We start from the raw sequence: 23,006 nt of genomic DNA, 5'->3' as shown, positions 1-23,006 counted from the left end.
CGCCAGGATTAAAGTCCCTGGTCGGCTTTTTTTAGTTCCCGATAGCGCTGGTTTGTCCGCCACAATCCCGTTGGTGTTCCGTGCATGGCCAACTGGCCGTCCTCAATAAAAATAACCTGGTCAAAGTGGTCAATCCCCTGCAGGTGGTGGGTGATCCAGATCAGTGTCTTACCGGCAAGCTGCTTAAAGATCGTATTGATAACGGCTTGCTCAGTAATCGGGTCCAGCCCCACCGTGGGTTCATCCAGCAGGATGATTGGCGTGTCCTTGAGCAGGATCCGGGCGAGCGCGAGCCGGTGGCGTTCACCACCAGAAAAACGCAGACCCGCTTCATCAACCTTGGTATCGAGGCCGTGCGGCAGGTCGGCCACCATCTTGGCTAAACCCACCCGGCGGAGGACCGCCCAAATGTCATCATCACTAGCCGCTTCATTTCCCAAGCGAACATTATTGGCAATCGTCGTGTTAAACAGGTAAGGCTGCTGGTTAATGACACTGATGTAGTCGGCGATCTGGTCGCCAAACTGGGCGGTTGGCACCCCATTCAGGGTAACGCTCCCGGCCGTCGGGGTCCGGTCACCGCGGAGCAGGGCCGCTAAGGTACTCTTCCCGGCACCGCTCCGGCCCAGGATTGCCAGTTTTTCGCCCGGCTTGATAGCGAGGCTGATCCCCCGCAAAACCTCCTTACTCGTTTCTGGGTAGGTATAGTGGAGGTCCCGGACTTGCAGCGCAGCCGGCAGCGTAATCGTTGGAGCGGTGGTCGACTGACCGGTCGGGGCTGGCAGGTTATTCAACCGCACCAGCGAATTGGTGTAAACGTTGGTTTCCTGCGCTGCAGCCGGCAGCGGTGCGATGGCGTCAATCAGCGGAAAGGCCGCTAGGACAAAGGCCGCAATCCAGTTGGCCGGCCCGCCGGCCTGGCCGCCGAACCGGGCCGCGCCCCAGATTAGCAGACTGATTACCAGCAGCAGGACCAGCAGCTGCATCAAGAAGTCCCGGAGCCGTTCAAAACGGTGCATCGCCCGGGCGGTTGCCAGGTACTGCCGTTCGTTTTGGTCATGAAGCTGGAGGTAGGCATTGCTTCGTCCAGCCAGCACCCAGTCGGCAATTCCAAGGACGTTATCGGTCAGGTTAACGTACAGCTGATCCTTGACGTCCTTTTCGTATTCCTGACGGGCCCCGTTCACCAGGACGGACCAGAGCGGAATCGCAAAAATCATCAGGCCAAATAGGATTAGCATCCACAGCCCCATCAGCGGCGACAAGATTCCAAAAGCCACCACGATCAGGGCATAGAGCCCCCACGCCACGAACATCGGAAAGAGGGTCCGCAAGTAAAGGTTTTGGATGTGGTGGATGTCATCGGACAAGAGGCCGAGAATATCGCCCAGCTGGTACTTGCTGGAAAACGAGGTCGCGTCACGCTCCAAGGTATCATAGAGCCGTTGGCGCAGGCGGGAGGTCATCTTAAGAACCCAGTTGTGGCTCACCAGGCGTTCCAGGTAGCGGAACGCCGGCCGGGCAATCCCGAAGGCCCGGGTCAGGACGATGGGCACATACACCAGCAGGATGTTCTCCGGCCGGGTCGCCGATTTGCTAATCAGGAAACCAGCACTAAACATTAACCCGGCGCCGCAGACGAAGGTAACGACCCCGATAGTAATTGCGAAAATCAGCGTTTTCCGGTAGCGCCGCAAAAAGGGCCGGACCCAGCGGTCGCGCTTTAGGGCCCGCAATAAGGAAATCCGTTTAAACATCTAGTCTTCACCCCGCATTTCTTTCATCAGCTGCTGGAAGTATTCATTGTCCTGCTGGAGATCGGCAAAGGTCCCCTGCCCAACGAGTTTGCCGTGGTTCATTACCAAAATGTAGTCCATCTCTTTCATCCAGTGCAGCCGGTGGGTGGCAAAGAATACCAACCGCTGGTCCATCAGCGGCAGCATCCGCGCCTTTAAATCCAGCTCGGTTTCAATATCCAGGTGGGCGGTCGGTTCGTCAAAAATCATGACCCGCCGCTGCTTATCCAGGAAGGCCCGGGCCAGGGCAATTCGCTGGACCTGGCCGCCAGAAAGGACCCGGCGGCCGCTCCCGATGACCGTGTCCAGCCCTTCCGGCAGGTCAGCCAAGAGATCCTCCAGGCCAACAACCTTGATTGCTTCCAGCACCTGCTTGTCACTAACGTCTGGGGTGTAGAAAGCGATGTTTTCCCGCAGGGTCGCGGTAAACACGTACGGGTTCTGCGGGATGTAGAGGAGCTGCCGGCGCCAGTCTGGGATGTCCAAGCTGGCAAGGTCCGGGTGCCCCTGAATAGCAATCTGGCCCGCGGTTGGCGTTAAAAAGCCACTGAGGAGGTTGATCAGGGTCGTCTTGCCGGCCCCACTCATACCGATAATCCCCACCTTCTGGTAGCCACGGATGGTCAGCGTCAAGGGGGCAATGGCCGCCCCGTTTTGGTACTTGAACTGCACCCGGTCCAGCTTTAATTCATCCCCTGCCCCCCATTCGTGCAGGGCCAGGTCGACCGTGGGCGGGGTCGGCTGGTTAATCAGCTGGTGAATTCGCTTAAATGAGTTCTTGCCGTTGAGCGTCGCGTGGAAGTCACTGGCGAAGTTGCGGATTGGCAAGAAGTATTCTGGTGCCAAGATTAACACGGCCAGGGCGGGATAGAGATCGATCTTTCCCTTAATCAGGTCAAACCCCAGGTAAACCGCAATGACGGCAATTGACAGGGTCGTGAAAAAGTCTAGGGCGAAGGTCGAAAGCATGGCAATCTTTAATACCCGCATAGTCCGTTCCCGGAAGTGCTCACTTGAGTTGAAAATACTCCGCGAGTAGCGCTTGCTCAGCCCTAAGTATTTGAGTGTCGCAATCCCCCGTAGGGAGTCGATAAAATTATTTGATAATTTCTGGAAGTTGCCAAACTGCTTCTCCGCCTTTGCCTGGGCCGCTTTTCCCAGGATAATCATGAACATTACGATTAACGGGTACATCAGCAGGAGGATGGCCGCCGAACGCAGGTCCAAGCAGCCGGCCGCAATCAGGACCACCACCGGCACGATCATCATCGCCAGGGTCTTGGAAAACAACAGTTTGATGTACTGACGGACCTCGGCAATCCCGTCGAGGGTCATCGTAATCATGCTCCCCGTCCCCTGGGCTTGCACCAGGGCCGGCCCCTGCTGGAAGAGCTTTGCCAACAGCCGGCGGCGTAATGTCTGCGCGGTCTGACCCGCGTAGTGGTCAAGCCAGCGGTCGCTAAGCCAGGTTAACAGCTGCCGGCCGGTAAAACAGGCCGCAAAGCCCGCCAGCAACGGCCAGTTTAGGGAATGGCCCTGCCAGAGCTGCGTAATGACGGCGCTCAGTGCTAAAGCCTGGCCGACAATCAAAAAAGCTTGCAGAACGTCCAGTCCCGCAAGCTTTTGACTGATTGATTTAGCTCCCGCGAGTTGAAATAGCTCTCGATCAATCATTAATAATTTGCCTCCCCCACGCGTGGCATGGCAATCCGTTTCCGGAAGATCCAGTAAGCCCAGACCGTGTATGCCAGGACGCATGGTACTAAAATTACTGTGGCAATCGTCATCACAATTAGGGTGTAATTGGATGAGGATGCGCTTTGAATCATCAAATCAAACTTGCTGCTGATTGAAGAAATCATTACCCGTGGGAAGAGACCACAGAAGATCAGCGCAACCAGCGCAATCAGGGTTAAGCCACTCGCCGTAAAGGCCTGCCCCTGCTTGTCCTTAAAGGTAGCAACGTGGGCCCAAACAGAGAAGCCGACGATCAGGACTAAGCACAGCAAGGTGAGCACTGGGTGAACCGCCAGGAAGTCGGTCTGGAACAGTAGAAGCAGCGCAAAGACTACTTCACCGACGTACAGTACCCAATAGAGGGCCTGGGCGTAGTTCTGGGACCGTTCAGAAATTGGTCCCTTAGTCTTTAAGGTGATGTAGTTCAGACCATGCAGGTAGGTCAGCAGTGCCAGGGCAATCCCGCCGACGATTGAGAACCAGTTAAAGTAGTCAAAGAAGTGGGCGTGGATATTCCCCGCAGCGTCAATCGGCATCCCCTTGATCATCGAGATAAACATTACCCCGAAAAGGAATGGGGCAAAGAAGCTGGACCAAGCCAGGATACGGTCCCAAACCGGCTTCTTGCTGTCTGAACTCTTCGCCCGGAATTCAAAGGAAACACCCCGTAAAATCAGGCTGACCAAAATCAGCAAGAGGATCAGGTAGTAGCCAGAGAAGAGGGTGGCGTACCAGTACGGGAACGATGCGAACATCGCACCACCGGCGGTAATTAACCATACTTCGTTGCCGTCCCAAACCGGACCGATCGAGCGGATCAGCTGCGTCCGCTCACCCTCATCGTGGGCAAGCGTCCCGACTGCCATGCCGACACCGTAATCAAAGCCATCCAGGAAGAAGAAGCCCGCAAACAGGACGCCAATCAGGATAAACCATAAAATTTGCAGAAATGACATTTAGAAGGCCCCCTTTGCGAATGGATCCGTGGCCTTTTTATCTGCCTGGGCTTCATCCCATTCCACTGGGTCGTTGCGCAAGAAGCGCACGATCAGTACAATCAGGATAATTGCCAGGACGGTAAAGAGGATAAAGTAAACGATGTTTGACGTCAGCAAGGACGCAACCGAAACGTTTGGCGAAACACTCTGCGCAATGGTGAACAGTCCGTAAACGGTCCACGGTGCCCGACCAAACTCGGTAATGAACCAACCGGCGGTGTTAGCCAGGAATGGTGAGAAGGTCAAAATGGCTAAGACCCACAGCATCCAGCGGTGGTTGTACAGGGTTGGCTTGCTCTTCCTGGTCATAACCAAACCGACGATGGAAACCAGGGCGAGCAGCGCCCCAAAGCCACACATTACCCGGAAGCTCCAGAACAAGGTGTTAACCGGAACGTAGTAGTTCATCTTCTGCCCATCAATGTGGGTACCGTACTTCTTTTCGAGCTGGGCGTTGATTTCTTCCATCCCTTCGACAGAACCAGAAAGTTTGTGGTAGGAAAGGACACTCAGCATTGCGGGAATCTCAACCTTGCCCTTGACCTGGTGGGTCTTGGTGTCGGCGATTCCGACAACCGTCCACGGTGCCGGGCTCTTAGTCGTCTTGTAGACCGCCTCGGTTGCCGCAAACTTCATTGGCTGTTCCTTAATCAAGTACTGCATCTGCATATCACCGGCGACGATGGCACCAAGTGAGAAGATCAGCATCAAGGTTAAGCCGAGCCGCATCGTCTTGTGGTAAATCAGCTTGTTTTCATCGGACAGGGCCCGCTTCTTCAGTAGCTGGAAAGCGGCCAGCCCGGTGATAATGGTGGCCCCAGTCAGGACCGCAGTCAATAGAACATGAGAATATTCAAACATTAATTGCGGGTTAGACAGTAAGGCGCCAAAGTCGACCATTTCGGCCCGGCCGTTGCGAACGGTAAAGCCAACCGGGTGCTGCATGAACGAGTTCGCTGATAAAATCCACAGGGCGGACGTCATGGTCCCAAAGACAATCATCCACATAAAGAACAAGTGCAGGCCCTTCTTGACCCGGTCCCAGGTAAAGACCCACAGACCGATAAAGGTCGATTCAATAAAGAACGATAGCAGAGCTTCAAAGGCCAGTGGCGCACCGAAGATGTCCCCCATGAACCGGGAGTAGTCTGACCAGTTCATCCCAAATTGGAATTCCTGAATCAGCCCGGTAACAACACCGACTGCAAAACTCAGCATAAAAATATTGCCCCAGAACTTCGTCATCTTTTTATATGACGGGTTGTTCGTATGGACATACATGCTTTCCATAATTGCAACGACGAGGCCCGTCCCAATAGTAAATGGGACGAAGAAAAAGTGGAAAACCGTCGTCATCGCAAACTGGAAACGCGCTAAACTAACAATATCCATTGTTAATCCCCTCCAGTAAACGAAATAACTTATCACAGTTTAACAATAATTGCTTATTACATGTTAAGTTTACAACGCAAAGCGCTTACTTGCAAGGACGATTAAATTTTTTATATCACGATTTTCAAAAAGTACTAATTGATAATGCTAAATAGGCTTTATTACGCCCCTATAAGCATAAATTGCCCTTCCGAAAGCCAGTGCTCGCGGGCTTTCAAATCGCTAATCAGTAGATAACAAAAATCCCTAATAAATAGAATTTAAACTACTAAGCTACAAAAAAATTTAAAATAAAAAAGGCCGCCGGATGGCAGCCTTTTGAAGAACTACTTAAGGGTAACAGTAGCACCAGCGGCTTCAAGCTTTTCCTTGATGTCGTTAGCTTCGTCTTCCTTAACGTCTTCCTTGATTGCTGAAGGAGCACCGTCAACAAGGTCCTTGGCATCCTTCAGGCCAACACCAGTGATGTCCTTAACGGCCTTAATAACCTTAACCTTAGCAGCACCTGGTTCAGTCAATTCAACAGTGAAGCTGTCCTTAGCAGCAGCGTCGCCACCGGCAGCACCAGCAACAGCAACTGGAGCAGCAGCTGAAACGTCGAATTCTTCTTCGATTGCCTTAACAAGATCGTTAAGGTCAGAGATTGATGCTTCCTTTAATGAAGCAATGATAGCATCCTTATCAAAAGCCATGTTTATTTCCTCCAATATTTAGGTAATTGATTTTAATTTGATATTGAACCGATAAACGGTAATTATGCGGCTTCGTCTTCCTTGTCGGCAACGGCCTTGACTGCCCGGGCAATCTTGCGCATTGGGTCTTGCAATGCGGATGCAAGCATGGACAGCAGGTCTTCACGACTAGGCATCGTAGCGTATTCGTTGATTTCATCAAGAGTCTTAACACTCTTTTCGATGAAGCCACCCTTGATTTCAAGAGCGTCGTGGTCGTCAGCGAACTTCTTTAAGATCTTGGCTGGGGCAATCGGGTCCTCATCGGAGAATGCCACAGCAGTTGGGCCAACAAAAGTCGACCGCAGATCTTCGTAGTCGGTACCTTCAACGGCCCGGTCAAGAATCTTGTTCTTGATAACTGACATCTTAACGCCAGCGTCACGGAGCTGTTGACGCAGTTCAGTAACTTCGGCAACAGTCAAGCCACGGTAGTCAACAACGATAGCTGTTTCAGCAGCGTTAATCAAATCAGCGGTTTGCTTAACGATTTCTGCTTTCTTAGCAATAGCTGCTTCACTCATGAATTTTCACCTCCCGCAATTTATTTTGACCGGATTTATAAAAAAATCCCTATGACCGCAGACATAGAGAAGGAATTTACATTTCTTCCTCGGCAGGCATAATTAAGGCGGGTGCCACCTGAGTCTTAGGCAGAGTCATATTTAATCAACTCAGATAGTATAGCACGATCCTCAGCTTGTTGTAAAGGAATTTCTTCCCCCCTCCTGATTTTTCAAGGAAGCATTTTACATTAAGTAAGGAAATCATTAAACTGGGTACCATAAAGAAGGAGTGATTTAATTTGCATAATCAAGGTCAGATTCGGCACACGCTCCAGTCCCGTCACCTGTCGATGATCGCACTCGGCGGCACGATCGGGACCGGCTTATTTATCGCTAGTGGCTCCGCCATCACGACGGCGGGACCCGGCGGCAGCCTCGTCGCCTATTCCGTGATGGGCCTGATGGTGTTTTTCTTGATGACCAGTCTTGCGGAGATGGCAACCTACAACCCCCGGAGCGGTTCGTTTGCGGAATATGCCAACCGCTACGTCGACCCGGCACTCGGCTTTGCAATGGGCTGGAACTACTGGTTCTGCGGTGCAATTACCGTCGCAGTCGAACTGTCAACCGTCGGTATCGTAATGAATTTTTGGTTCCCGCACATCCCCGGCTGGATTTTTAGCCTGCTCGCCTTTGGCATTATTTTCATCATTAACTACTTCTCGGTGCGGGCCTACGGGGAAACCGAGTTCTGGCTGGCCCTGCTCAAGGTCGCGGCCGTCGTCATCTTCGTGGTTGTCGGGATCGCGGTTATTCTGGGCCTGATTGGCGGTCACCACGCACTGGGTTTTAAGAACTTCACCTATAAGCAGGCCCCCTTCGTCAATGGGATTCCCGGCATCATCAGTGCCTTCGTCGTTTCCGGCTTCTCCTTTCAAGGAACCGAAATGGTTGGGATCGCTGCCGGTGAGTCCGCGGACCCGCGGCATAGCGTTCCCCAGGCAATCCACGCCACCTTTTGGCGGATCCTGCTCTTCTATGTCCTGACGATTTTCGTGATTGCCTGCGTCTTGCCGTACACGAATAAGAGCCTCCTGTCCGCCGACGTCACGGACATTGTCACCAGTCCCTTCACCCTGATTTTCCAGTATGCCGGACTACGATCGGCGGCCGGAATCATGAATTTCGTCATCCTGATCGCGGTGCTTTCGTCGGCAAACTCCTGGCTGTACGCCATCTCACGAATCCTGTTCTCCCAGTCAATGGACGGTTTCCTCTGGAAGGGCTTCCGGGCCGTCAACCGGCGGGGAATTCCGATCCTGAGCTTTTTGGCAATGTCGTTCCTGAGCTTGGCAATGTGGGCCCTGCAATTTATCGGCCCCAACGTCTATAACTACCTGATTTCCGCCAATAGTCTCGGCGGCTTTATGGAGTGGCTGGGCATCGCAATTGCTCACTACCGTTTCCGCCGCGGCTTCCTGCGCCAGGGCCACACCCTAGACGAACTCGACTACCACGCCGGCCTCTTCCCGTTTGGTCCCATCTTTGCTTTTATCCTCTGCATCGTTGTAATTGCGGGACAGAATGTCAACGCCTTCGTCAAGCTGGATTGGTCGAATATTTTAATTACCTACATGAGTGTGCCGCTGTTTATCTTTTTCTATTTTTACTATAAGCTCCGCCACCACACGCACCTGGTACCGTTAGGCCAAATGAAATTGAAGTAAAAAAATAAGGGACTGTGACAAAACTTGCCGCAGTCCCCTATTTAATTCGCGTGACTCAACTAAACTACAATTTCCCCGTTACTTAACGGCTTCCTGCAGGGCTTCACCCAACTGCTTCATCCCGGCTTTAATCTTGTCCTCTTCAGCGTTGGAGTAGTTCAAGCGGAAAGCTCCTGGTTGCGGCTGCCCGGCAAAGAATGGGTCCCCCGGCACAAAGGCAACGTTGTGTTCCAGGCACTGCTTGAACAGTTCAACGGTGTCCTTAACTCCCGGTACCTCAACCCAGAGGAACATCCCGCCCTCCGGATCAGTGTACTTAACGCCGGCGGGGAAGTACTCTTTGATTCCCTCAACCATCAGTGCCTTGCGCTTGCCATAAAGGGCGCTGATTTCCTTTACGTGCGCATCTAAATCGTTATGGGCTAAGAATTCAACCACGGCGTACTGGGCCAGGTTGTCGGTATGGAGATCAGCAGACTGTTTGAGCACCGTCAGCTTATCGACTACCTTAGCGTCGGCCACGAGCCAGCCCAGCCGGAAGCCCGGCGCCAGCGTCTTTGAGAAGGTGCTCATGTACAGAACGTGACCATCCTTATCAAAAGACTTGACCGCCGGAACGTGCTGCCCAGCAAAGCGGATTTCACCATAGGGGTTGTCCTCTAAGACCAGGACGTCATACTTAGCGGCTAATTCCGCTAACTGTTGACGACGGTCGGCAGGCATCGTCCGGCCAGTCGGGTTTTGGAAGTTCGGCACCGTGTAGACTAGCTTAGCCGTCGGGTTGGCCTTCAGCGCCGCTTCCAGCGCATCCATCTTCATCCCATCATCGTCAGTAGCAACGCTGACGAAATCGGCCCCGTAGGACTTGAAGACGTCAAGGGCACACAGGTAGGTCGGCTGTTCAACCAGCACCGTGTCTCCGGGATTAACAAAGGCCTTCCCAACCAGGTCCAGGACCTGCTCAGACCCCGTGGTTACCAGGACGTTTTCTAACTCCCCGGTCACATTTTCTTTTTCTTTTACGTGTTTTAAGATTTGTTCACGCAGGGCGGTTACCCCTTTAGCGGCCCCGTATTGCATCGCTTCTTGGCCGTGCTCTTCAAAAGCCAGGTCAACCGCAGCCTGCATTTCCTTAACTGGGAATAATTCGGGTGCCGGCAACCCTCCAGCAAAGGAAATAATTCGCGGATCCGCCGCTGCCTTTAAGATGGCTCCAACCGCATCCGTGCCGTCTGCTGGAACTCGTTTAGAAAATTTAAACTCTGTCATTGTCGTCACTCCTCTTAGATAAAGATCGGCTAGTTTTAATTTGTTTTTAATAAACTGCCGTTGGCACGTAGTATACACTAATTGCCAACTCTTGTTAAGCACCAAAGTTGATTTTCCTGAACTTCAGGCTCCCCCAGAAACACTTTCTTCATAAAATGGCGACCATTTAAAAAATCTTTTTCTCAGGAAAATGCTAAAATCTTGGTTGACAAATTAAAAAACAGTGAGTATAGTTTAGCTAAGTTTAATTCTAGAAAAACCATGCACAGGAATTTGCGGGTGGTAGCTGGCAGCAGAGAGCTAACGGTTGGTGAAAGTTAGCCGCGGCCCACCACGCAAGATCACCTGCAAGTTAGCCGCTGAAATGAGTAAGCCGGTTTGGCCGTCGACCATTATCCTGACCACAGATTATTTGTCTGGTAAAGGTGGGCTTGCCCACGAAAAAAGGTGGTACCGCGACCCGTTCGCCCTTTAAACATCAATCCTGGTGTTTAAAGGGCTTTTTCTTTTTCAGATAACGGTGCGGTAACATCATGAAAAACACCCCACGCCTACGTCACCCTAACTTTCCACCCCGTGTCCCAAATGAGGAGGTTCCCCCATGCCCAATTGCCAAATGCCGCAACCGTTAACCCTGCCGTCAAAGCAAGACTTAAATCATCCTGAACTAAGCCCGTGAAAACTGACCCCCGCCGATGACCTTTAAAACAAAAAAACAACGGCGGAGTTCTCCGTCGCTGTTTCCCCTTCTAATTTTTAATAATTAGAATGATTCGAGATCAAGCGTAACGCTTGGGCCGAAAGTAGACGCAATCGATGCGTGCTTGATGTAAGTACCACGTACTGATGCTGGACGCGCCTTAACAACGATGTCTTCCAAAGTCTTCAGGTTTTCAACCAGCTTGTCAGTGTCGAATGATACCTTACCAAATGGCACGGCAACGTTACCATCCCGGTCAGTCCGGTAAGTTACTTGACCAGCCTTGGCGTCAGAAACAGCCTTGGCAACGTCCATCGTAACCGTACCAGTCTTCGGGTTTGGCATTAAGCCCTTTGGACCAAGGACCCGACCCAGGCGACCAACCTTTGGCATCATGTTTGGCGTTGCGATTGCAACATCAAAGTCTAACCAGCCGTCTTGGATCTTTTCTACCAAGTCATCGGAGCCAACAAAGTCAGCACCAGCGTCTTCAGCAGCCTTGGCGTTGTCACCTTCAGCGAAGACGATCACGGTTTGGTCCTTACCAGTACCGTTTGGCAAAACAACGGCACCACGTAATTGTTGGTCTGCTTGCTTAGTATCTACGTTTAAGTTGAATGCAACTTCGATTGAAGAGTCAAAGTTAGCAAAGTCAATGTCTTTTACCAATTGAACTGCGTCGTTAACAGCGTAAGCTTTCTTAGTGTCAACCTTTTTAAGCGCATCTTGGTACTTCTTACCACGATTCTTAGCCATCTTGTGTTTTTCCTCCTTGCAAATGTGGTCGAGCGGAGTTAATACCTCCCACGGAGACGCACCACTTTAATGGAACGTCCGGACTGCCGAGCAGTTAGTCTTCAACAGTGAAGCCCATGCTCCGGGCAGTACCTTCGATCATGCGCATCGCTGCTTCAACGTCAGCGGCGTTTAGATCTTGCATCTTCGTTTCGGCGATTTCCTTAACTTGAGCCTTGGTTACAGAAGCAACCTTCTTCGTGTTAGGTTCACCGGAACCGTGTTCAACACCAGCGGCCTTCTTCAGTAAGACAGCAGCAGGCGGCGTCTTAGTAATGAAGTCAAATGAACGGTCCTCATAAACGGTAATTACAACCGGGATCAGCATACCCTTTTGGTCAGCGGTCCGGGCGTTGAATTCCTTCGTGAAGCCCATGATGTTAATACCTGCTTGTCCAAGTGCAGGACCTACTGGTGGAGCTGGTGTTGCTGCACCGGCAGGAATTTGCAACTTGACAACGTTCGCTACTTTCTTTGCCACGAGACAAAACCTCCTTAGTCCGTGTTGTGGTCATGATGAGGCAGAAAATTTACCTCTCCCACAGTATGTTAATAGCATACCTTAAAAAAATACCATAATTAGGCGGGCATTTCAAGCCTGGATACTCGGCTCCGCAAATCAGCTTGAAAGCCCCACGGCCTTTTTATTCCACCGTGTCGACCTGGTCGAAGCCCAGTTCAGCAGACGTTTCCCGGCCGAACATCTCAACGTTGACCTTCAGCTTCTGCTTTTCGTGGTCAACCTCGGTTACCTTGCCAGTCAGGTCAGCAAACGGTCCGGCGATAACCTTGACGGTGTCGCCCTCCTTGACGTCGATGTCACTGACGGTAATGTCGGCACCCATCCGCTTCATAATCCGTTCCACTTCATCGGGAAGTAGCGGCGTCGGCTTGGAACCACCACCGTGGGAACCCAAGAATCCGGTTACCCCTGGCGTGTTCCGGGCAATGTACCACGCTTGATCGGTCATAACCATTTCGACCAGGACATACCCTGGAAAGGTATTTTCCGTGACCTCTTTTGCTTGGCCATCCTTGACTTCCCGAACCGTCTCTTCAGCAACCACTACCCGAAAGATGTAGTCCTGCATCCCCATTGACTGGGCCCGTGACTCCAAGTTGCTCTTCACCCGGTTTTCGTAACCAGAGTAGGTATGCAGCACATACCAGCGTTTTTCATGCGATTCCACGATGAATCCTCCTCGTTAAGTTAACTTTTGCCAAAATAAAAAAACTTCGTATCTCCACGAAGCTCATCACAGTTAGTATAACAAACCGCCATTTGTTTTGCCACTATTGTTAAACAAATAGCTTCATAAATGATTGAATTAACCAGTCGAATAAGGCGAAGAACAGGACGAAAAACAGGGTCAGGGAAATGACAATCGTCGTATCCCGGCGGTTCTCCCGTGCCGTTGGCCAAACGACCAGCTTCATTTCATGGTTAACACTCTTAATAAATCGAATCAAGTGCATAGTACCCTCCACTATTTACTCTCACGGTGCAACGTATATTCCCCGCAGCGTTTGCAGAACTTGCGCAACGCTAACCGGTCTTGGCGGTGCGGGTTAACGGCAACCGTGTAATTCCGTGCGCCGCACTTGGTACACTCCAAGGCCACTTTCTTTTGGGACATACTAACACCTCCACATCCAGTATAGACTATCACGAACCTGCAACAAAAAGCAAGCTGCTTGGTCGGAGAACAGCCCTATAAGGGGTGGCGGGAATTAAAACCCTGGTAGATCAGCAGGCCAGCGGCCACACTGGCGTTCAAGCTCTGCACGTGACCAACCATTGGAATCGTCAGCATCTCGTCGCAGTTCTTCTTAAGCAGGGATGAAATTCCCTTGCCTTCATTGCCGATTACCAGGGCCACGGCGCCATGGGCATCCCAGGTCCGGTAGTCCCGTCCCTTCATGTCGGTCCCAAAGAGCCACACCCCGCGGTTCTTGAGTTCCTTGACCGTTTGCACGAGGTTGGTGACCCGGGCCACCGGTACGTGTTCCAAGGCTCCGGTCGACGTCTTCGCCACCACCGAGGTCAGCCCCACTGCCCGGCGCCGGGGAATAATAATGCCATGAACCCCCGCCGCGTCGGCAGTCCGGATAATCGAGCCCAGGTTATGCGGGTCCTCTAGCTCATCTAAAATCAAGAAAAACGGGTCCTCGTTCTTCCGGGCGGCATTGGCAAAGAGGTCGTCCACGTCGGCATAATGGTAAGCCGCTACCGCCAGCGCCACCCCCTGGTGGTTCTGGTGGTCGGTCAACTGGTCCAGCTTGGTCTTCGGAACCGTGGAAATTACCAGCCGCTTCTGCTTGGCCAGCTTGATAATCTCTGCGATGGCGTCCGCCTTTAACCCCGCCTGGACGAAGACCTTATTGATCTCCTGGTCGGCCTTGAGGGCCATCACCGCCGGGTGGCGGCCAATAATAAAGTCAGTATTTTCAGTTTTCATACTTTGTCCGCCCCTCTTCAACTTGTTGAATGCACCACGCTGCTAACTCCGCCAGCCGTTCCTGCTGACCGGAAAGCTGGAGGTAACCCATCAGGGCCTCAAAGCCCGTAGAGATACGGTAGGTCAAGACCGATGTGTGCTTGGCGTGAGTGTGGCTATTAGCATTGCGGCCCCGCTTAAAATAGGCCCACTCCTCTGCCGTTAACAGCTGGTCGGCCTTCATCAGGTCGATCAGTGCCGCCTGGGCCTTCGCCGAAACATAGTGGGTCGCGATATGCTGCAGCTTGGTCGGCTTACTGAGCCCCTTGCTCAGGAGGTGCTGGCGGATAAACACTTCATAGACCGCGTCGCCCAGGTAGGCGAGCGCGATCCCGTTTAACTGCTGGTAGTTTGCTTCTTCCATGCTGTTCGTTATTACTGCTCCTTCTTGTAGCGCGTTCCTTGGGGGGTATCCTCCAAGATAATCCCCCGCTGCTTTAATTCGTCCCGGATTTGGTCACTGCGGGCAAAATCCTTATTCTTGCGGGCCTGATTCCGTTCCTCAATCAGGGCCTTGATCTGTTCGTCGTCAATCTGGTTATCTCGAGCGACCAGTTTGATGCCAAAGATGCTGACTAATTGCGCCAGCTTGTCCTTGTATGCCTGGAGAGCCCCCTGTTTAACGACTGGCTGCTGGGCATAGGTGTTGGCCGCCTTGACCAGCTCGTAAACCACGGCAATCCCGTTTTGGACGTTGATGTCATCGTCCATGACCGCGGTAAAGCGCGCGGTAAAGTCAGCCAGCTGCTGGCTGACTACTTCATCGACCCCCACCTCTGCATCCTGCTCCCGGTAAGTCAGGTTGTCGTAGGCAGTCCGGATATGCTCAAGGTTATTTTGCGCGTCCGTCAGGTTGTCCTCACTGTACTGGATTGGCCGCCGATACTGGGTCGTCGCCATGAAGAAGCGCAACACCTGCGGATCAACCGTCTTGATGATGTCGTGGACCGTAATAAAGTTATGCAGGGACTTGCTCATCTTTTCGTTGTCCTTGCCAATCGTCACGAAGCCGTTGTGCATCCAGTAGCGGACGAAGGGCTGCCCGGTCGCCGCCTCACTCTGGGCGATTTCGTTTTCGTGGTGGGGGAACTCGAGGTCCTGGCCGCCGGCGTGAATGTCGAGGGTCTGGCCAAGGTACTTTGTGGACATCACTGAGCACTCGATGTGCCAGCCCGGCCGTCCCTTGCCCCACGGCGAATCCCAGCTGATTTCACCGGGCTTGGCCGCCTTCCAAAGGGCAAAGTCCATCGGGTCCTCTTTTTTGCCAATTTCATCAGCACTGACGTGTTCACTCGCCCCGACTTCCAGGTCATCAATCGACTGGCCGGACAGTTGGCCGTAGTTGGCAAACTTTCGCGCCCGGTAGTAGACGTCCCCGTCGCTCTCGTAGGCGTAGCCATTCTTAATCAGCCGCTGCACGAAGGCAATGATTTCTGGAATGTTCTCGGTGGCCCGGGGGTGCTTGGTGGCCGGTTCAATGTTGACCGCCGTCGTATCCTCCATGAAGGCCCGGATAAACTTGTCCGCGAGTTGGGGAACCGTAATTCCTTGTTCGTGGGCCGCCTTAATCATCTTATCATCCACGTCGGTAAAGTTTGATACGTAGTTGACCTGGTAGCCTTTAAACTCAAGGTAGCGGCGGACGGTGTCAAACGCGATGGCACTGCGCGCGTTGCCAATGTGGATATAGTTATAAACAGTGGGACCGCAGACGTACATATTAACGACCCCCGGGTGCAGGGGCTTAAATTCTTCTTTTCGCCGGGTTAAAGTATTGTATATCGTCAGCATTCTAATCGACTCCCATCGCTGATTGAAATCTTCCCAATAATTTTAACACATTCACTGCCCCACTTCGGAGTTTTCTCGCCATAAACAATTTTTGAAACTTTGGTCACACTTTCTTCACATTTAATTGTTACTATAATAACCGTAGCAAGGAGGAATCCTTACTACATTCAATGAAACCTATTATTTTTCAATTACTCCTCCCAATAGTAACCGAAAAAATAATAAAATTGCGAAATCTCCCCCAAGATTATCGTAATACTCCCTAATGAGATAGCTCCCAAGCTATCTCTTTTTTTGTACTATCTAGCCAAGCAACGGCGCAGTACACAAAGGGGCTTCAGAGTTCGGCTTTGCCGAGCACTGAAGCCCCTTTGTGTACTGCGCTGTTCGCTTTTTGTTAAAGTAATAGAACTTATGTCACAGCCCCATTTTGCGTTCTCAAGACTGAATGCGTGTCCTCACACACCCAGCCGTTACCATTCTTAGATTACTTCTTGTCTTTCTTATCCTTGGCAGGACTCTGACTATTAATCCCCCGTTGCGAGTGCAGCGGCCGGGCAAAGATCATCCGGCCCGCATCAGTCTGCAAGGCACTGGTGACTTCGACTTCAATCGGTTTGTTCATGAAGTAGCGGCCATCTTCGACCACGACCATCGTCCCGTCGTCAAGGTAGGCAACCCCCTGCTGGCGTTCGGTCCCATTCTTGACCACAACCACCTTCAGGGTTTCACCCGGAATGACCCGGGGCCGCAACGACTTCGCCAGGTTATTGATGTTGAGAACGTCAACATTTTGGAACTGGATCACCTTGTTGAGGTTATAGTCGTTAGTGACGATCACCCCATCGACCTTTTTCGCCAGGGCAATCAGCTTGCTGTCAACTTCGGGAATGTCTTCAAAGTCGCCGTCGTACATCTCAATCGGGACGATCTTTTCCTTCCGGAGTTTGTTCAAAATGTCCAGCCCCCGCCGGCCACGCACCCGCTTGATGCTCTCGCCGGAATCGGCGATGTATTGGAGCTCATAGAGGACAAAGTTCGGCACCAGCAGGGTTCCTTCGAGGAAACCAGTCTTGACCAAGTCGTAGATCCGGCCGTCAATCAGAATGTTGGTGTCCAAAATCTTGTAATGGTGGTAGTTGGCATCCTGCTGCTTAATCACCGCGTGCGGGCCACCGGCCTCTTTGTTGCGCCGCTGGGTCACCAGGTTCTTCCAGTCATCCAAGCGCGAGGTACCAATCTTAAAGCCATAGTAGCTGAAGACAACCATCAGCAGGATTGGCAAAACGTTATTGATTACCGGAATCCGGGTCCGCCAGAGGGGAATTGAAATCAAAACGGCCAGTACCAGGCCCAGGATCGTGAGCAGGGCCCCAAAGAAGATATAAATCGGGCTCTTGCTGGTCAGGTCGTGTTCCACCTGGTGAATCACGTTCAAAGTCGGCTTCATGAGTGCTAAGGATAATAACCAAAAAATAATAGCACCGATGGCAACATCCATGAAGAACAGCAGTGAACGGTCAAGCTGCCAATTAAAAATGTCCCAGAGCAACGGCAGGTAGTAAAAGCCAACCGTGGCGCCCAGTAAAATATAAATTAAACGAATTATTCGTTTCAGCATTAATTGCATCCCTCCTTTAAAAATTAACCTAGCCGAGGGCCAAGCGGAGTGCTTCCCGCAGGGTTGTCACTCCCACGACTTCAATCCCGGCCGGCGGCGTCCAGCCCTTCAGGTTATTCTTGGGGACAAAGATCCGCTCAAAGCCCAGTTTTTGTGCTTCGGCGACTCGCTGTTCGATCCGGTTGACCCGGCGGATTTCGCCAGTCAAGCCGACTTCACCGACAAAGGCGTCAGCAGGGCGGGTTCCCTTGTCCCGATAGCTGGAGGCAATACTGACCGCGATTGCCAGGTCGATGGCTGGTTCGTCCAGCTTGACGCCCCCCGCGGCCTTGAGGTAGGCATCCTGGTTTTGCAGCATCAGGTTCGCCCGTTTTTCTAGTACCGCCATAATCAATGATACTCTGTTTCGGCTCAAACCGGTAGCAGTTCGCTGAGCGTTGCCGTAAACCGTCGGCGTCACCAGGGCCTGAATTTCGACCAAGATCGGTCGGGTCCCCTCTAATGAAACCACGACGGAGGAGCCGGTGGCATCCCGCAGCCGTTCCTCGAGGAAGATCTCCGAGGGGTTCTTAACCTCGCTTAGGCCGTTAGCGTGCATTTCAAAGATCCCCAGCTCATTGGTCGACCCAAACCGGTTCTTAACCGAGCGCAGGATCCGGTAGGTATGGTGGAGGTCCCCTTCAAAGTAGAGCACCGTATCTACCATGTGTTCCAAGATCTTCGGCCCCGCTAAGGCCCCGCCCTTTGTCACGTGGCCCACGACAAAGACCGTGATGTTGTTGCTCTTGGCAATCTGCATCAGTTGGGCAGTAACCTCCCGAATCTGAGAAACACTGCCGATGGCCGAGCTGACGTCCGTCGCCTGCATGGTCTGAACGGAGTCGATCACCACGTATTCGGGCTGGAGGTCCCGGATGGTTTCCTTAATGCTGTCCATGTTGGTTTCTGGGTAGACGTAAAATTCGTCCCCGGCCACGCCAAGGCGTTCCGCCCGCATCTTAATCTGGGTGCCGCTCTCCTCACCGGAAACGTACAGGACCTTGTGGTGCTCGTCACTGAGCTGGCCGGAAACCTGAAGAAGGAGGGTTGATTTCCCGATACCGGGATCCCCACCAATCAGGATTAGGGAGCCGGGCACGATCCCGCCACCGAGGACCCGGTTCAACTCGTTGAGCTTGGTCTTGACCCGGGGCGTTTCCTTGCTGTTGATTTCACCAATCTTCTGCGGCTTGGCAACCAGCCCCGTTAAGGTCGTTGTTGCCCGGGTCGGCGCGGCCTTGCTTTCAGACTGAACCTGCTCTTCTACCAGCGAGTTCCATTCCCCGCAGTTGGGACACCGACCAAGGTAACGGCGGGAGCTATAACCGCAATTTTGACACACGTACTGTGTCCGCACCTTTGCCATTTGCTATTTCTCCTTACTTTTTCGTTGAGCCAAAGCCGCCCGTCCGCTGGGCCTGGGGCGCCGCTTCATCATCGGCAAGCAGGTAGGGCAGGAAGATGCCCTGGCCAATCCGCTCCCCCTTTTTGATCCGGTAATCCTTCAAGCCGAAGTTAATTAGCTGGAAGAAGATTTCCCCCTCGTTGCTCTCGTTATCGTAGTAGTCCGCGTCAACAATCCCAATCCCGTTGGGCAGGATCAGCCGCCGCTTAAGGGGCCCGCTTGACCGGTTCGCCAGCAGGAGGAACTCGTCCTTACCCATGTAAGCCTTGATCCCGGTCGGTACCAGGTACGGTTTCAGACACTTGTCCGCCGCCTGGTAGTCGTTATCCCCGAGCCGTTTTTGCTGGTGGAGCGCCCACAGTGCTCTGAGAAAGTTGCCCTTCCAGATTGAGGGCAGGGTAAAGTCCTCGGACGCGGCGAAGTCATAGCCCGCTGCCTGAGCAGTCTGCCGCTGGGGAAGGTTCAATCCTTGCCCCTCTTTCGCCGTCACAACCTTAAATCCACGTTTCACATTCATTCACCTCGTTAACGTAATCAGTGCTTTTAATATTATAGGATAGATTAAAAGTTAATGGTATTGCTTAGCTTGACTTTTCAGCTGACTTTATTGAAAATTAAAGTTGAATGGATGTGATTAAGATGCAATTTCAAGTTGAGGATCACCGGATTGTTGCCAGTGCCCCTGGTCAGCCATTAATCGGCGAAATCAGTTTCCCCGCCGTCAGCAATGACCGGGTCGTGGTGGAACGCGTTTTTGTCCACCCGGACTTCCGGGGACAGGGAATTGCGGCCCAGCTGGTTCAGCGCTTCGTGGACTACGCCAAGGAGCAGCACTGGACCGTCAAGCTGATGTGTCCATACGCCAAAGCCCAATTCCGGCTGCATCCAGAATACCAAGAGCTGCTGTTACCCGCAGATCGGTTCAACACGAATTAGGAGGATAAAAATGAATCAAGACGAATTAAAAGCACAAACGGGACGGGAATCTGTCAAGTACATCCAGTCCGGCATGATTGTCGGCCTCGGTACCGGATCCACGGTCCGCTACATGGTCGACGAGCTCGGCAAGCAGGTTCAGGAAGGCAAGCTCACCGACATTATCGGGGTGACGACTTCCACCCGGACCGCTAAGCAGGCCCGCGACCTGGGGATTACCATCAAGGATATTGATGACGTTGACCACATCGACCTGTGTATCGACGGGGCCGACGAGGTCAGCGACGATTTCCAGGGCATCAAGGGTGGCGGTGGCGCCCTCCTCTGGGAAAAGATCGTTGCCAACGCCTCCAACAAGATTATTTGGATCGTGGACGAAAGCAAGCTGGTTCACAAGCTTGGCAAGTTTCCGTTGCCGGTCGAAGTAATCCCCTTTGGTGCCCAGCTGGTCTTTAACCGGCTGGAAAAGAAGGGCTACAAGCCAAGCTGGCGGATGGACGGCGACCACAAGTTCCTGACTGACGAGAAGAACTACATTATCGACCTCCACTTAGGAGAAATCGACCACCCAGTGGAACTGGCCGACGAGCTGATCCACATGGTTGGGCTCGTTGAAACCGGCCTCTTCTTAAACCGGGTTAACGACGTCATCGTCGGTACCCAAGACGGTCCCAAGGTGCTGCACGCACGGTAATTATTGATGGTGCGGACAGACGGGGAGTTGCTTCCCCGCCCTGTCCGTTTTGTTTTATAATAGAAACTAAGTAATTCTAAGGAGGATTTCCAATGAGTTTTTCCATTTCTAACGAAGACATTGCCAACTTCCGGGCCGACTACAACAGCCGGCGGGATAGCCGAGTCTTAGAACGGACGGTCACGAAGAACGGGGTCCGCAACGCCAGCTTTGACTGGCACTCGATCGCTGACGACAGCCCGCACTTTTCGATTGACCTCAAGACCGGGGACGTTGCCGACCAAAAGCAGTCCGGACGCTGCTGGCTCTTTGCGGCCCTCAACACGATGCGGCACGAAATGCAGCAGAAGTTTAACCTGCCGGACAATTTTGAACTCTCCCAGGCTTACCAATTCTTCTGGGACAAGTTTGAAAAGGCCAACTACTTCTACGAAAACGTCATTAAGACGGCTAGCAAGCCAACCGATAGCCGGAAGGTGTCCTGGCTGATGGCCGCGCCGCAAAGTGATGGCGGGCAGTGGGATATGCTCTGCGCTTTAATCAGCAAGTACGGGGTCATGCCCAAGTCAGCCATGCCGGAGTCCTTTAACTCCAGCAACTCCCGGGGAATCAACGACGTCTTGAACAACAAGCTGCGCCACGACGCCGTCATCCTGCGGGGAATGATCAACAATGACCGCGCTAGCGAAGCGGAGCTGACCGCGACCCGGCAAAAGATGCTGAATGAGGTTTACCGGATGCTGGCCTACACCTTTGGCGAACCGGTCCAGCACTTCGACTTTGAGTACCGGACCAAGAAGGATAACCAGTACCACCGCGACGCCAACATCACCCCACAGGAATTCTTCCAAAAATACGTCGGCTGGAACCTCGATGACTACGTTTCCATCATCCAGGCCCCAACCGCGGACAAGCAGTACCACCAGACCTACACCATTGAGATGCTGGGCAACGTGGTCGGTGGTCGTCAAATTAAGCACCTCAACCTGCCAATGGACGAGTTCAAGCAGCTGGCAATCGACCAGTTGAAGGCGGGTGAAAGCGTCTGGTTCGGTTCCGACGTGGTAAAATACTCCGAAACCAAGCTGGGAATCATGGCCCTCAACACTTATAAGTATGATGAGCTCTTCGATGTTGATCTTGACATGAGCAAGGCCGAAATGCTCGACTACGGGCAAAGCATGATGGACCACGCAATGGTCCTGACCGGGGTCGACATCGTGGACGGCAAGCCAAGCAAGTGGAAGGTCGAAAACTCCTGGGGCAACAAGGTCGGCCATAAGGGCTACTTTGTCATGAGTGACGCCTGGATGGACCAATACTGCTTCCAAATCGTCATCAACAAGAAGTACCTGTCCGACAAGCTCTTAAAGGAGCAGGCCCAGGAACCAATCGTTCTCAAGCCGTGGGATCCAATGGGAACCTTGGCCTAACCGCCAGCTTTTTAGTAAAAAATAAAAGACCGCAGCCAAACACCATTTGTTCGGCTGCGGTCTTTTGTTACTACATGACCTTTTGATCCAAAAACTCCAGAACGGTTTGGTAAATTCGCTCGCTCCAGAAGTCCTTTTCGTGGTTCGCTCCCTTAACCCGGTAAGCGGCGACATCATAGCCATCCGCTTCCAGCTTATCATACATCCTGACCATCTGCTGGTACGGGACGACCTTGTCGGCATCGCCATGGAAGAGCAGAAACGGCGGGTAGTCCTGGCCCGGCTGAACCTGGTCAAGCGGGCTCATCGCCTTAGCAATTTCCGGCCACTTCTTGCGGTCCATCCCCAGCAGGCAGAACTTCAGCAGCTCGCTTCCCGGCACCGCGGCGGTGTAATCAAAGGTATCCAGGACATCCATTGGCGCAAAGCAGCTGACCACCGCGTTCACCCGGTCGGACTCGGTCCGGTAGAGGTGCCCGGCGTAACGGGGGTCATCGCCCGTCAAGCCGACCAGCATCGCCGCGTTGGCCCCGGAAGACGTTCCCCAAATCGCTACCCGATCGGGGTCAATTGCAAACTTAATGGCCCGCAGGCGCAGGTACCGAATCGCGGTCTTCACGTCCTCCAGGAAGGCCGGGAATGGGTAGCCGTCGAGGGTGCTGCGGTGCTGGACCGTAGCGACAACGTAGCCGGCCCGGACAAATTGAACTAGCTGGGGAATCTGCTCCCCCAGCTTGCCGACCCGCCAGGAACTCCCCTGGACAAAGACGATCACTGGCCGTGGTGCGGGGTGGTACTTGAGGGGGAAGCGCTGGGTCCAAGGCTCCAGGAGCGCCATCTTCAGCGGCCGGCCGTCTACCGCCGCGTAGGTAACGTTGTCAATCAGGCGGACCTGTCCCTTCAGTCCTGGGTTATTTTCAATCTCATGAATTGCCATC

General features: G+C 52.9%; 23 protein-coding genes and 1 other annotated feature. Of the genes, 4 read left to right on the top strand and 19 right to left on the bottom strand.

The window, feature by feature from the left end:
• Positions 1-8: 8 nt before the first annotated feature.
• The 6 genes from cydC to rplJ form a co-directional block, all read right to left on the bottom strand.
• A complete protein-coding gene (gene cydC, locus HMPREF0494_RS07020; protein ID WP_007124259.1) occupies positions 9-1,757 on the bottom strand; it encodes a thiol reductant ABC exporter subunit CydC in 1,749 nt (582 codons plus the stop codon).
• Positions 1,758-3,470, bottom strand: a complete 1,713-nt coding sequence (gene cydD / locus HMPREF0494_RS07015) for a thiol reductant ABC exporter subunit CydD (protein WP_007124258.1) — start codon at positions 3,468-3,470, stop codon at positions 1,758-1,760.
• A complete protein-coding gene (gene cydB / locus HMPREF0494_RS07010) occupies positions 3,470-4,489 on the bottom strand; it encodes a cytochrome d ubiquinol oxidase subunit II (protein WP_007124257.1) in 1,020 nt (339 codons plus the stop codon). The genes cydD and cydB overlap by 1 nt, the downstream gene beginning before the upstream one ends.
• Complete coding sequence (locus tag HMPREF0494_RS07005) at positions 4,490-5,923, bottom strand: cytochrome ubiquinol oxidase subunit I (RefSeq protein ID WP_007124256.1); 1,434 nt, start codon at positions 5,921-5,923, stop codon at positions 4,490-4,492.
• Positions 5,924-6,249: 326 nt separating this feature from the next.
• Positions 6,250-6,615 carry a 50S ribosomal protein L7/L12 gene (gene rplL, locus HMPREF0494_RS07000; RefSeq protein WP_003716085.1) on the bottom strand — a complete coding sequence of 122 codons (366 nt, stop codon included), beginning with the start codon at positions 6,613-6,615 and terminating at the stop codon, positions 6,250-6,252.
• A gap of 62 nt (positions 6,616-6,677) precedes the next feature.
• Positions 6,678-7,178, bottom strand: a complete 501-nt coding sequence (gene rplJ, locus HMPREF0494_RS06995) for a 50S ribosomal protein L10 (RefSeq protein ID WP_007124254.1) — start codon at positions 7,176-7,178, stop codon at positions 6,678-6,680.
• 31 nt (positions 7,179-7,209) lie between these two features.
• Positions 7,210-7,326: a sequence feature (ribosomal protein L10 leader region), on the bottom strand.
• Between the two features lie 184 nt (positions 7,327-7,510).
• Here rplJ and HMPREF0494_RS06990 point away from each other — a divergent pair.
• Entirely contained in the window at positions 7,511-8,887 is a 1,377-nt protein-coding gene (locus tag HMPREF0494_RS06990) for an amino acid permease (protein ID WP_007124253.1), read from the top strand.
• Between the two features lie 78 nt (positions 8,888-8,965).
• Here HMPREF0494_RS06990 and HMPREF0494_RS06985 read toward each other — a convergent pair whose 3' ends face one another.
• The 12 genes from HMPREF0494_RS06985 to HMPREF0494_RS06935 form a co-directional block, all read right to left on the bottom strand.
• Positions 8,966-10,156 (bottom strand): aminotransferase-like domain-containing protein, encoded by a 1,191-nt coding sequence (locus tag HMPREF0494_RS06985; RefSeq protein ID WP_040458887.1) that lies wholly within the window; start codon positions 10,154-10,156, stop codon positions 8,966-8,968.
• Between the two features lie 763 nt (positions 10,157-10,919).
• Positions 10,920-11,612, bottom strand: coding sequence for a 50S ribosomal protein L1 (gene rplA, locus HMPREF0494_RS06980; protein ID WP_007124251.1), 693 nt, complete (start codon positions 11,610-11,612; stop codon positions 10,920-10,922).
• 94 nt (positions 11,613-11,706) lie between these two features.
• Positions 11,707-12,132: a 50S ribosomal protein L11 gene (gene rplK / locus HMPREF0494_RS06975; protein WP_007124250.1), complete on the bottom strand. Its 426-nt coding sequence runs from the start codon at positions 12,130-12,132 to the stop codon at positions 11,707-11,709.
• A gap of 163 nt (positions 12,133-12,295) precedes the next feature.
• Positions 12,296-12,841 (bottom strand): transcription termination/antitermination protein NusG, encoded by a 546-nt coding sequence (gene nusG, locus HMPREF0494_RS06970; protein WP_040458886.1) that lies wholly within the window; start codon positions 12,839-12,841, stop codon positions 12,296-12,298.
• A gap of 109 nt (positions 12,842-12,950) precedes the next feature.
• Complete coding sequence (gene secE / locus HMPREF0494_RS06965) at positions 12,951-13,127, bottom strand: preprotein translocase subunit SecE (protein ID WP_003716062.1); 177 nt, start codon at positions 13,125-13,127, stop codon at positions 12,951-12,953.
• Positions 13,128-13,138: 11 nt separating this feature from the next.
• Positions 13,139-13,288: a 50S ribosomal protein L33 gene (gene rpmG / locus HMPREF0494_RS11005; RefSeq protein WP_007124248.1), complete on the bottom strand. Its 150-nt coding sequence runs from the start codon at positions 13,286-13,288 to the stop codon at positions 13,139-13,141.
• A 75-nt stretch (positions 13,289-13,363) separates the two neighbouring features.
• On the bottom strand, positions 13,364-14,110 hold the full coding sequence (gene rlmB / locus HMPREF0494_RS06960) for a 23S rRNA (guanosine(2251)-2'-O)-methyltransferase RlmB (protein ID WP_007124247.1): 747 nt from the start codon (positions 14,108-14,110) through the stop codon (positions 13,364-13,366).
• Positions 14,100-14,513 (bottom strand): Mini-ribonuclease 3, encoded by a 414-nt coding sequence (locus HMPREF0494_RS06955; RefSeq protein WP_007124246.1) that lies wholly within the window; start codon positions 14,511-14,513, stop codon positions 14,100-14,102. Before HMPREF0494_RS06955 ends, rlmB begins: the two co-directional genes overlap by 11 nt.
• A gap of 11 nt (positions 14,514-14,524) precedes the next feature.
• Positions 14,525-15,940 carry a cysteine--tRNA ligase gene (gene cysS, locus HMPREF0494_RS06950; RefSeq protein ID WP_007124245.1) on the bottom strand — a complete coding sequence of 472 codons (1,416 nt, stop codon included), beginning with the start codon at positions 15,938-15,940 and terminating at the stop codon, positions 14,525-14,527.
• Between the two features lie 487 nt (positions 15,941-16,427).
• Positions 16,428-17,561 (bottom strand): PIN/TRAM domain-containing protein, encoded by a 1,134-nt coding sequence (locus HMPREF0494_RS06945; protein ID WP_040458885.1) that lies wholly within the window; start codon positions 17,559-17,561, stop codon positions 16,428-16,430.
• Positions 17,562-17,589: 28 nt separating this feature from the next.
• A complete protein-coding gene (gene radA, locus HMPREF0494_RS06940; RefSeq protein WP_007124243.1) occupies positions 17,590-18,966 on the bottom strand; it encodes a DNA repair protein RadA in 1,377 nt (458 codons plus the stop codon).
• 13 nt (positions 18,967-18,979) lie between these two features.
• Complete coding sequence (locus HMPREF0494_RS06935; RefSeq protein WP_040458884.1) at positions 18,980-19,516, bottom strand: dCTP deaminase/dUTPase family protein; 537 nt, start codon at positions 19,514-19,516, stop codon at positions 18,980-18,982.
• Positions 19,517-19,644: 128 nt separating this feature from the next.
• On the opposite strand from HMPREF0494_RS06935, the gene HMPREF0494_RS06930 reads away from it, so the two are divergent.
• From HMPREF0494_RS06930 to HMPREF0494_RS06920, 3 genes are all read left to right on the top strand, one after another.
• Positions 19,645-19,941 (top strand): GNAT family N-acetyltransferase, encoded by a 297-nt coding sequence (locus HMPREF0494_RS06930; protein WP_040458883.1) that lies wholly within the window; start codon positions 19,645-19,647, stop codon positions 19,939-19,941.
• 10 nt (positions 19,942-19,951) lie between these two features.
• Entirely contained in the window at positions 19,952-20,635 is a 684-nt protein-coding gene (gene rpiA / locus HMPREF0494_RS06925; protein ID WP_007124240.1) for a ribose-5-phosphate isomerase RpiA, read from the top strand.
• Positions 20,636-20,727: 92 nt separating this feature from the next.
• Positions 20,728-22,068 carry a C1 family peptidase gene (locus tag HMPREF0494_RS06920; RefSeq protein ID WP_007124239.1) on the top strand — a complete coding sequence of 447 codons (1,341 nt, stop codon included), beginning with the start codon at positions 20,728-20,730 and terminating at the stop codon, positions 22,066-22,068.
• A gap of 70 nt (positions 22,069-22,138) precedes the next feature.
• Here HMPREF0494_RS06920 and HMPREF0494_RS06915 read toward each other — a convergent pair whose 3' ends face one another.
• Positions 22,139-23,005, bottom strand: a complete 867-nt coding sequence (locus tag HMPREF0494_RS06915) for an alpha/beta hydrolase (RefSeq protein ID WP_040458882.1) — start codon at positions 23,003-23,005, stop codon at positions 22,139-22,141.
• Between the last annotated feature and the right edge of the window lies 1 nt (position 23,006).

This window comes from Limosilactobacillus antri DSM 16041, from assembly GCF_000160835.1.
Classification (GTDB): domain Bacteria; phylum Bacillota; class Bacilli; order Lactobacillales; family Lactobacillaceae; genus Limosilactobacillus; species Limosilactobacillus antri.
The sequence above is the reverse complement of the archived record's forward strand: the minus strand, read 5'-3'. Positions and strand labels throughout refer to the sequence as shown.

What these genes read in the sequence shown, in the direction of transcription:
- cydB (WP_007124257.1), bottom strand. Translation starts at nt 4,489, where the DNA reads ATGTCATTTCTGCAAATTTTATGGTTTATCCTGATTGGCGTCCTGTTT.
- cydC (WP_007124259.1), bottom strand. Translation starts at nt 1,757, where the DNA reads ATGTTTAAACGGATTTCCTTATTGCGGGCCCTAAAGCGCGACCGCTGG.
- HMPREF0494_RS07005 (WP_007124256.1), bottom strand. Translation starts at nt 5,923, where the DNA reads ATGGATATTGTTAGTTTAGCGCGTTTCCAGTTTGCGATGACGACGGTT.
- rplL (WP_003716085.1), bottom strand. Translation starts at nt 6,615, where the DNA reads ATGGCTTTTGATAAGGATGCTATCATTGCTTCATTAAAGGAAGCATCA.
- HMPREF0494_RS06955 (WP_007124246.1), bottom strand. Translation starts at nt 14,513, where the DNA reads ATGGAAGAAGCAAACTACCAGCAGTTAAACGGGATCGCGCTCGCCTAC.
- cysS (WP_007124245.1), bottom strand. Translation starts at nt 15,940, where the DNA reads ATGCTGACGATATACAATACTTTAACCCGGCGAAAAGAAGAATTTAAG.
- rplA (WP_007124251.1), bottom strand. Translation starts at nt 11,612, where the DNA reads ATGGCTAAGAATCGTGGTAAGAAGTACCAAGATGCGCTTAAAAAGGTT.
- rpmG (WP_007124248.1), bottom strand. Translation starts at nt 13,288, where the DNA reads ATGTCCCAAAAGAAAGTGGCCTTGGAGTGTACCAAGTGCGGCGCACGG.
- HMPREF0494_RS06990 (WP_007124253.1), top strand. Translation starts at nt 7,511, where the DNA reads ATGATCGCACTCGGCGGCACGATCGGGACCGGCTTATTTATCGCTAGT.
- HMPREF0494_RS06985 (WP_040458887.1), bottom strand. Translation starts at nt 10,156, where the DNA reads ATGACAGAGTTTAAATTTTCTAAACGAGTTCCAGCAGACGGCACGGAT.
- HMPREF0494_RS06930 (WP_040458883.1), top strand. Translation starts at nt 19,645, where the DNA reads ATGCAATTTCAAGTTGAGGATCACCGGATTGTTGCCAGTGCCCCTGGT.
- rpiA (WP_007124240.1), top strand. Translation starts at nt 19,952, where the DNA reads ATGAATCAAGACGAATTAAAAGCACAAACGGGACGGGAATCTGTCAAG.
- rlmB (WP_007124247.1), bottom strand. Translation starts at nt 14,110, where the DNA reads ATGAAAACTGAAAATACTGACTTTATTATTGGCCGCCACCCGGCGGTG.
- rplJ (WP_007124254.1), bottom strand. Translation starts at nt 7,178, where the DNA reads ATGAGTGAAGCAGCTATTGCTAAGAAAGCAGAAATCGTTAAGCAAACC.
- HMPREF0494_RS06945 (WP_040458885.1), bottom strand. Translation starts at nt 17,561, where the DNA reads ATGCTGAAACGAATAATTCGTTTAATTTATATTTTACTGGGCGCCACG.
- HMPREF0494_RS06915 (WP_040458882.1), bottom strand. Translation starts at nt 23,005, where the DNA reads ATGGCAATTCATGAGATTGAAAATAACCCAGGACTGAAGGGACAGGTC.
- cydD (WP_007124258.1), bottom strand. Translation starts at nt 3,470, where the DNA reads ATGATTGATCGAGAGCTATTTCAACTCGCGGGAGCTAAATCAATCAGT.
- HMPREF0494_RS06920 (WP_007124239.1), top strand. Translation starts at nt 20,728, where the DNA reads ATGAGTTTTTCCATTTCTAACGAAGACATTGCCAACTTCCGGGCCGAC.
- radA (WP_007124243.1), bottom strand. Translation starts at nt 18,966, where the DNA reads ATGGCAAAGGTGCGGACACAGTACGTGTGTCAAAATTGCGGTTATAGC.
- secE (WP_003716062.1), bottom strand. Translation starts at nt 13,127, where the DNA reads ATGCACTTGATTCGATTTATTAAGAGTGTTAACCATGAAATGAAGCTG.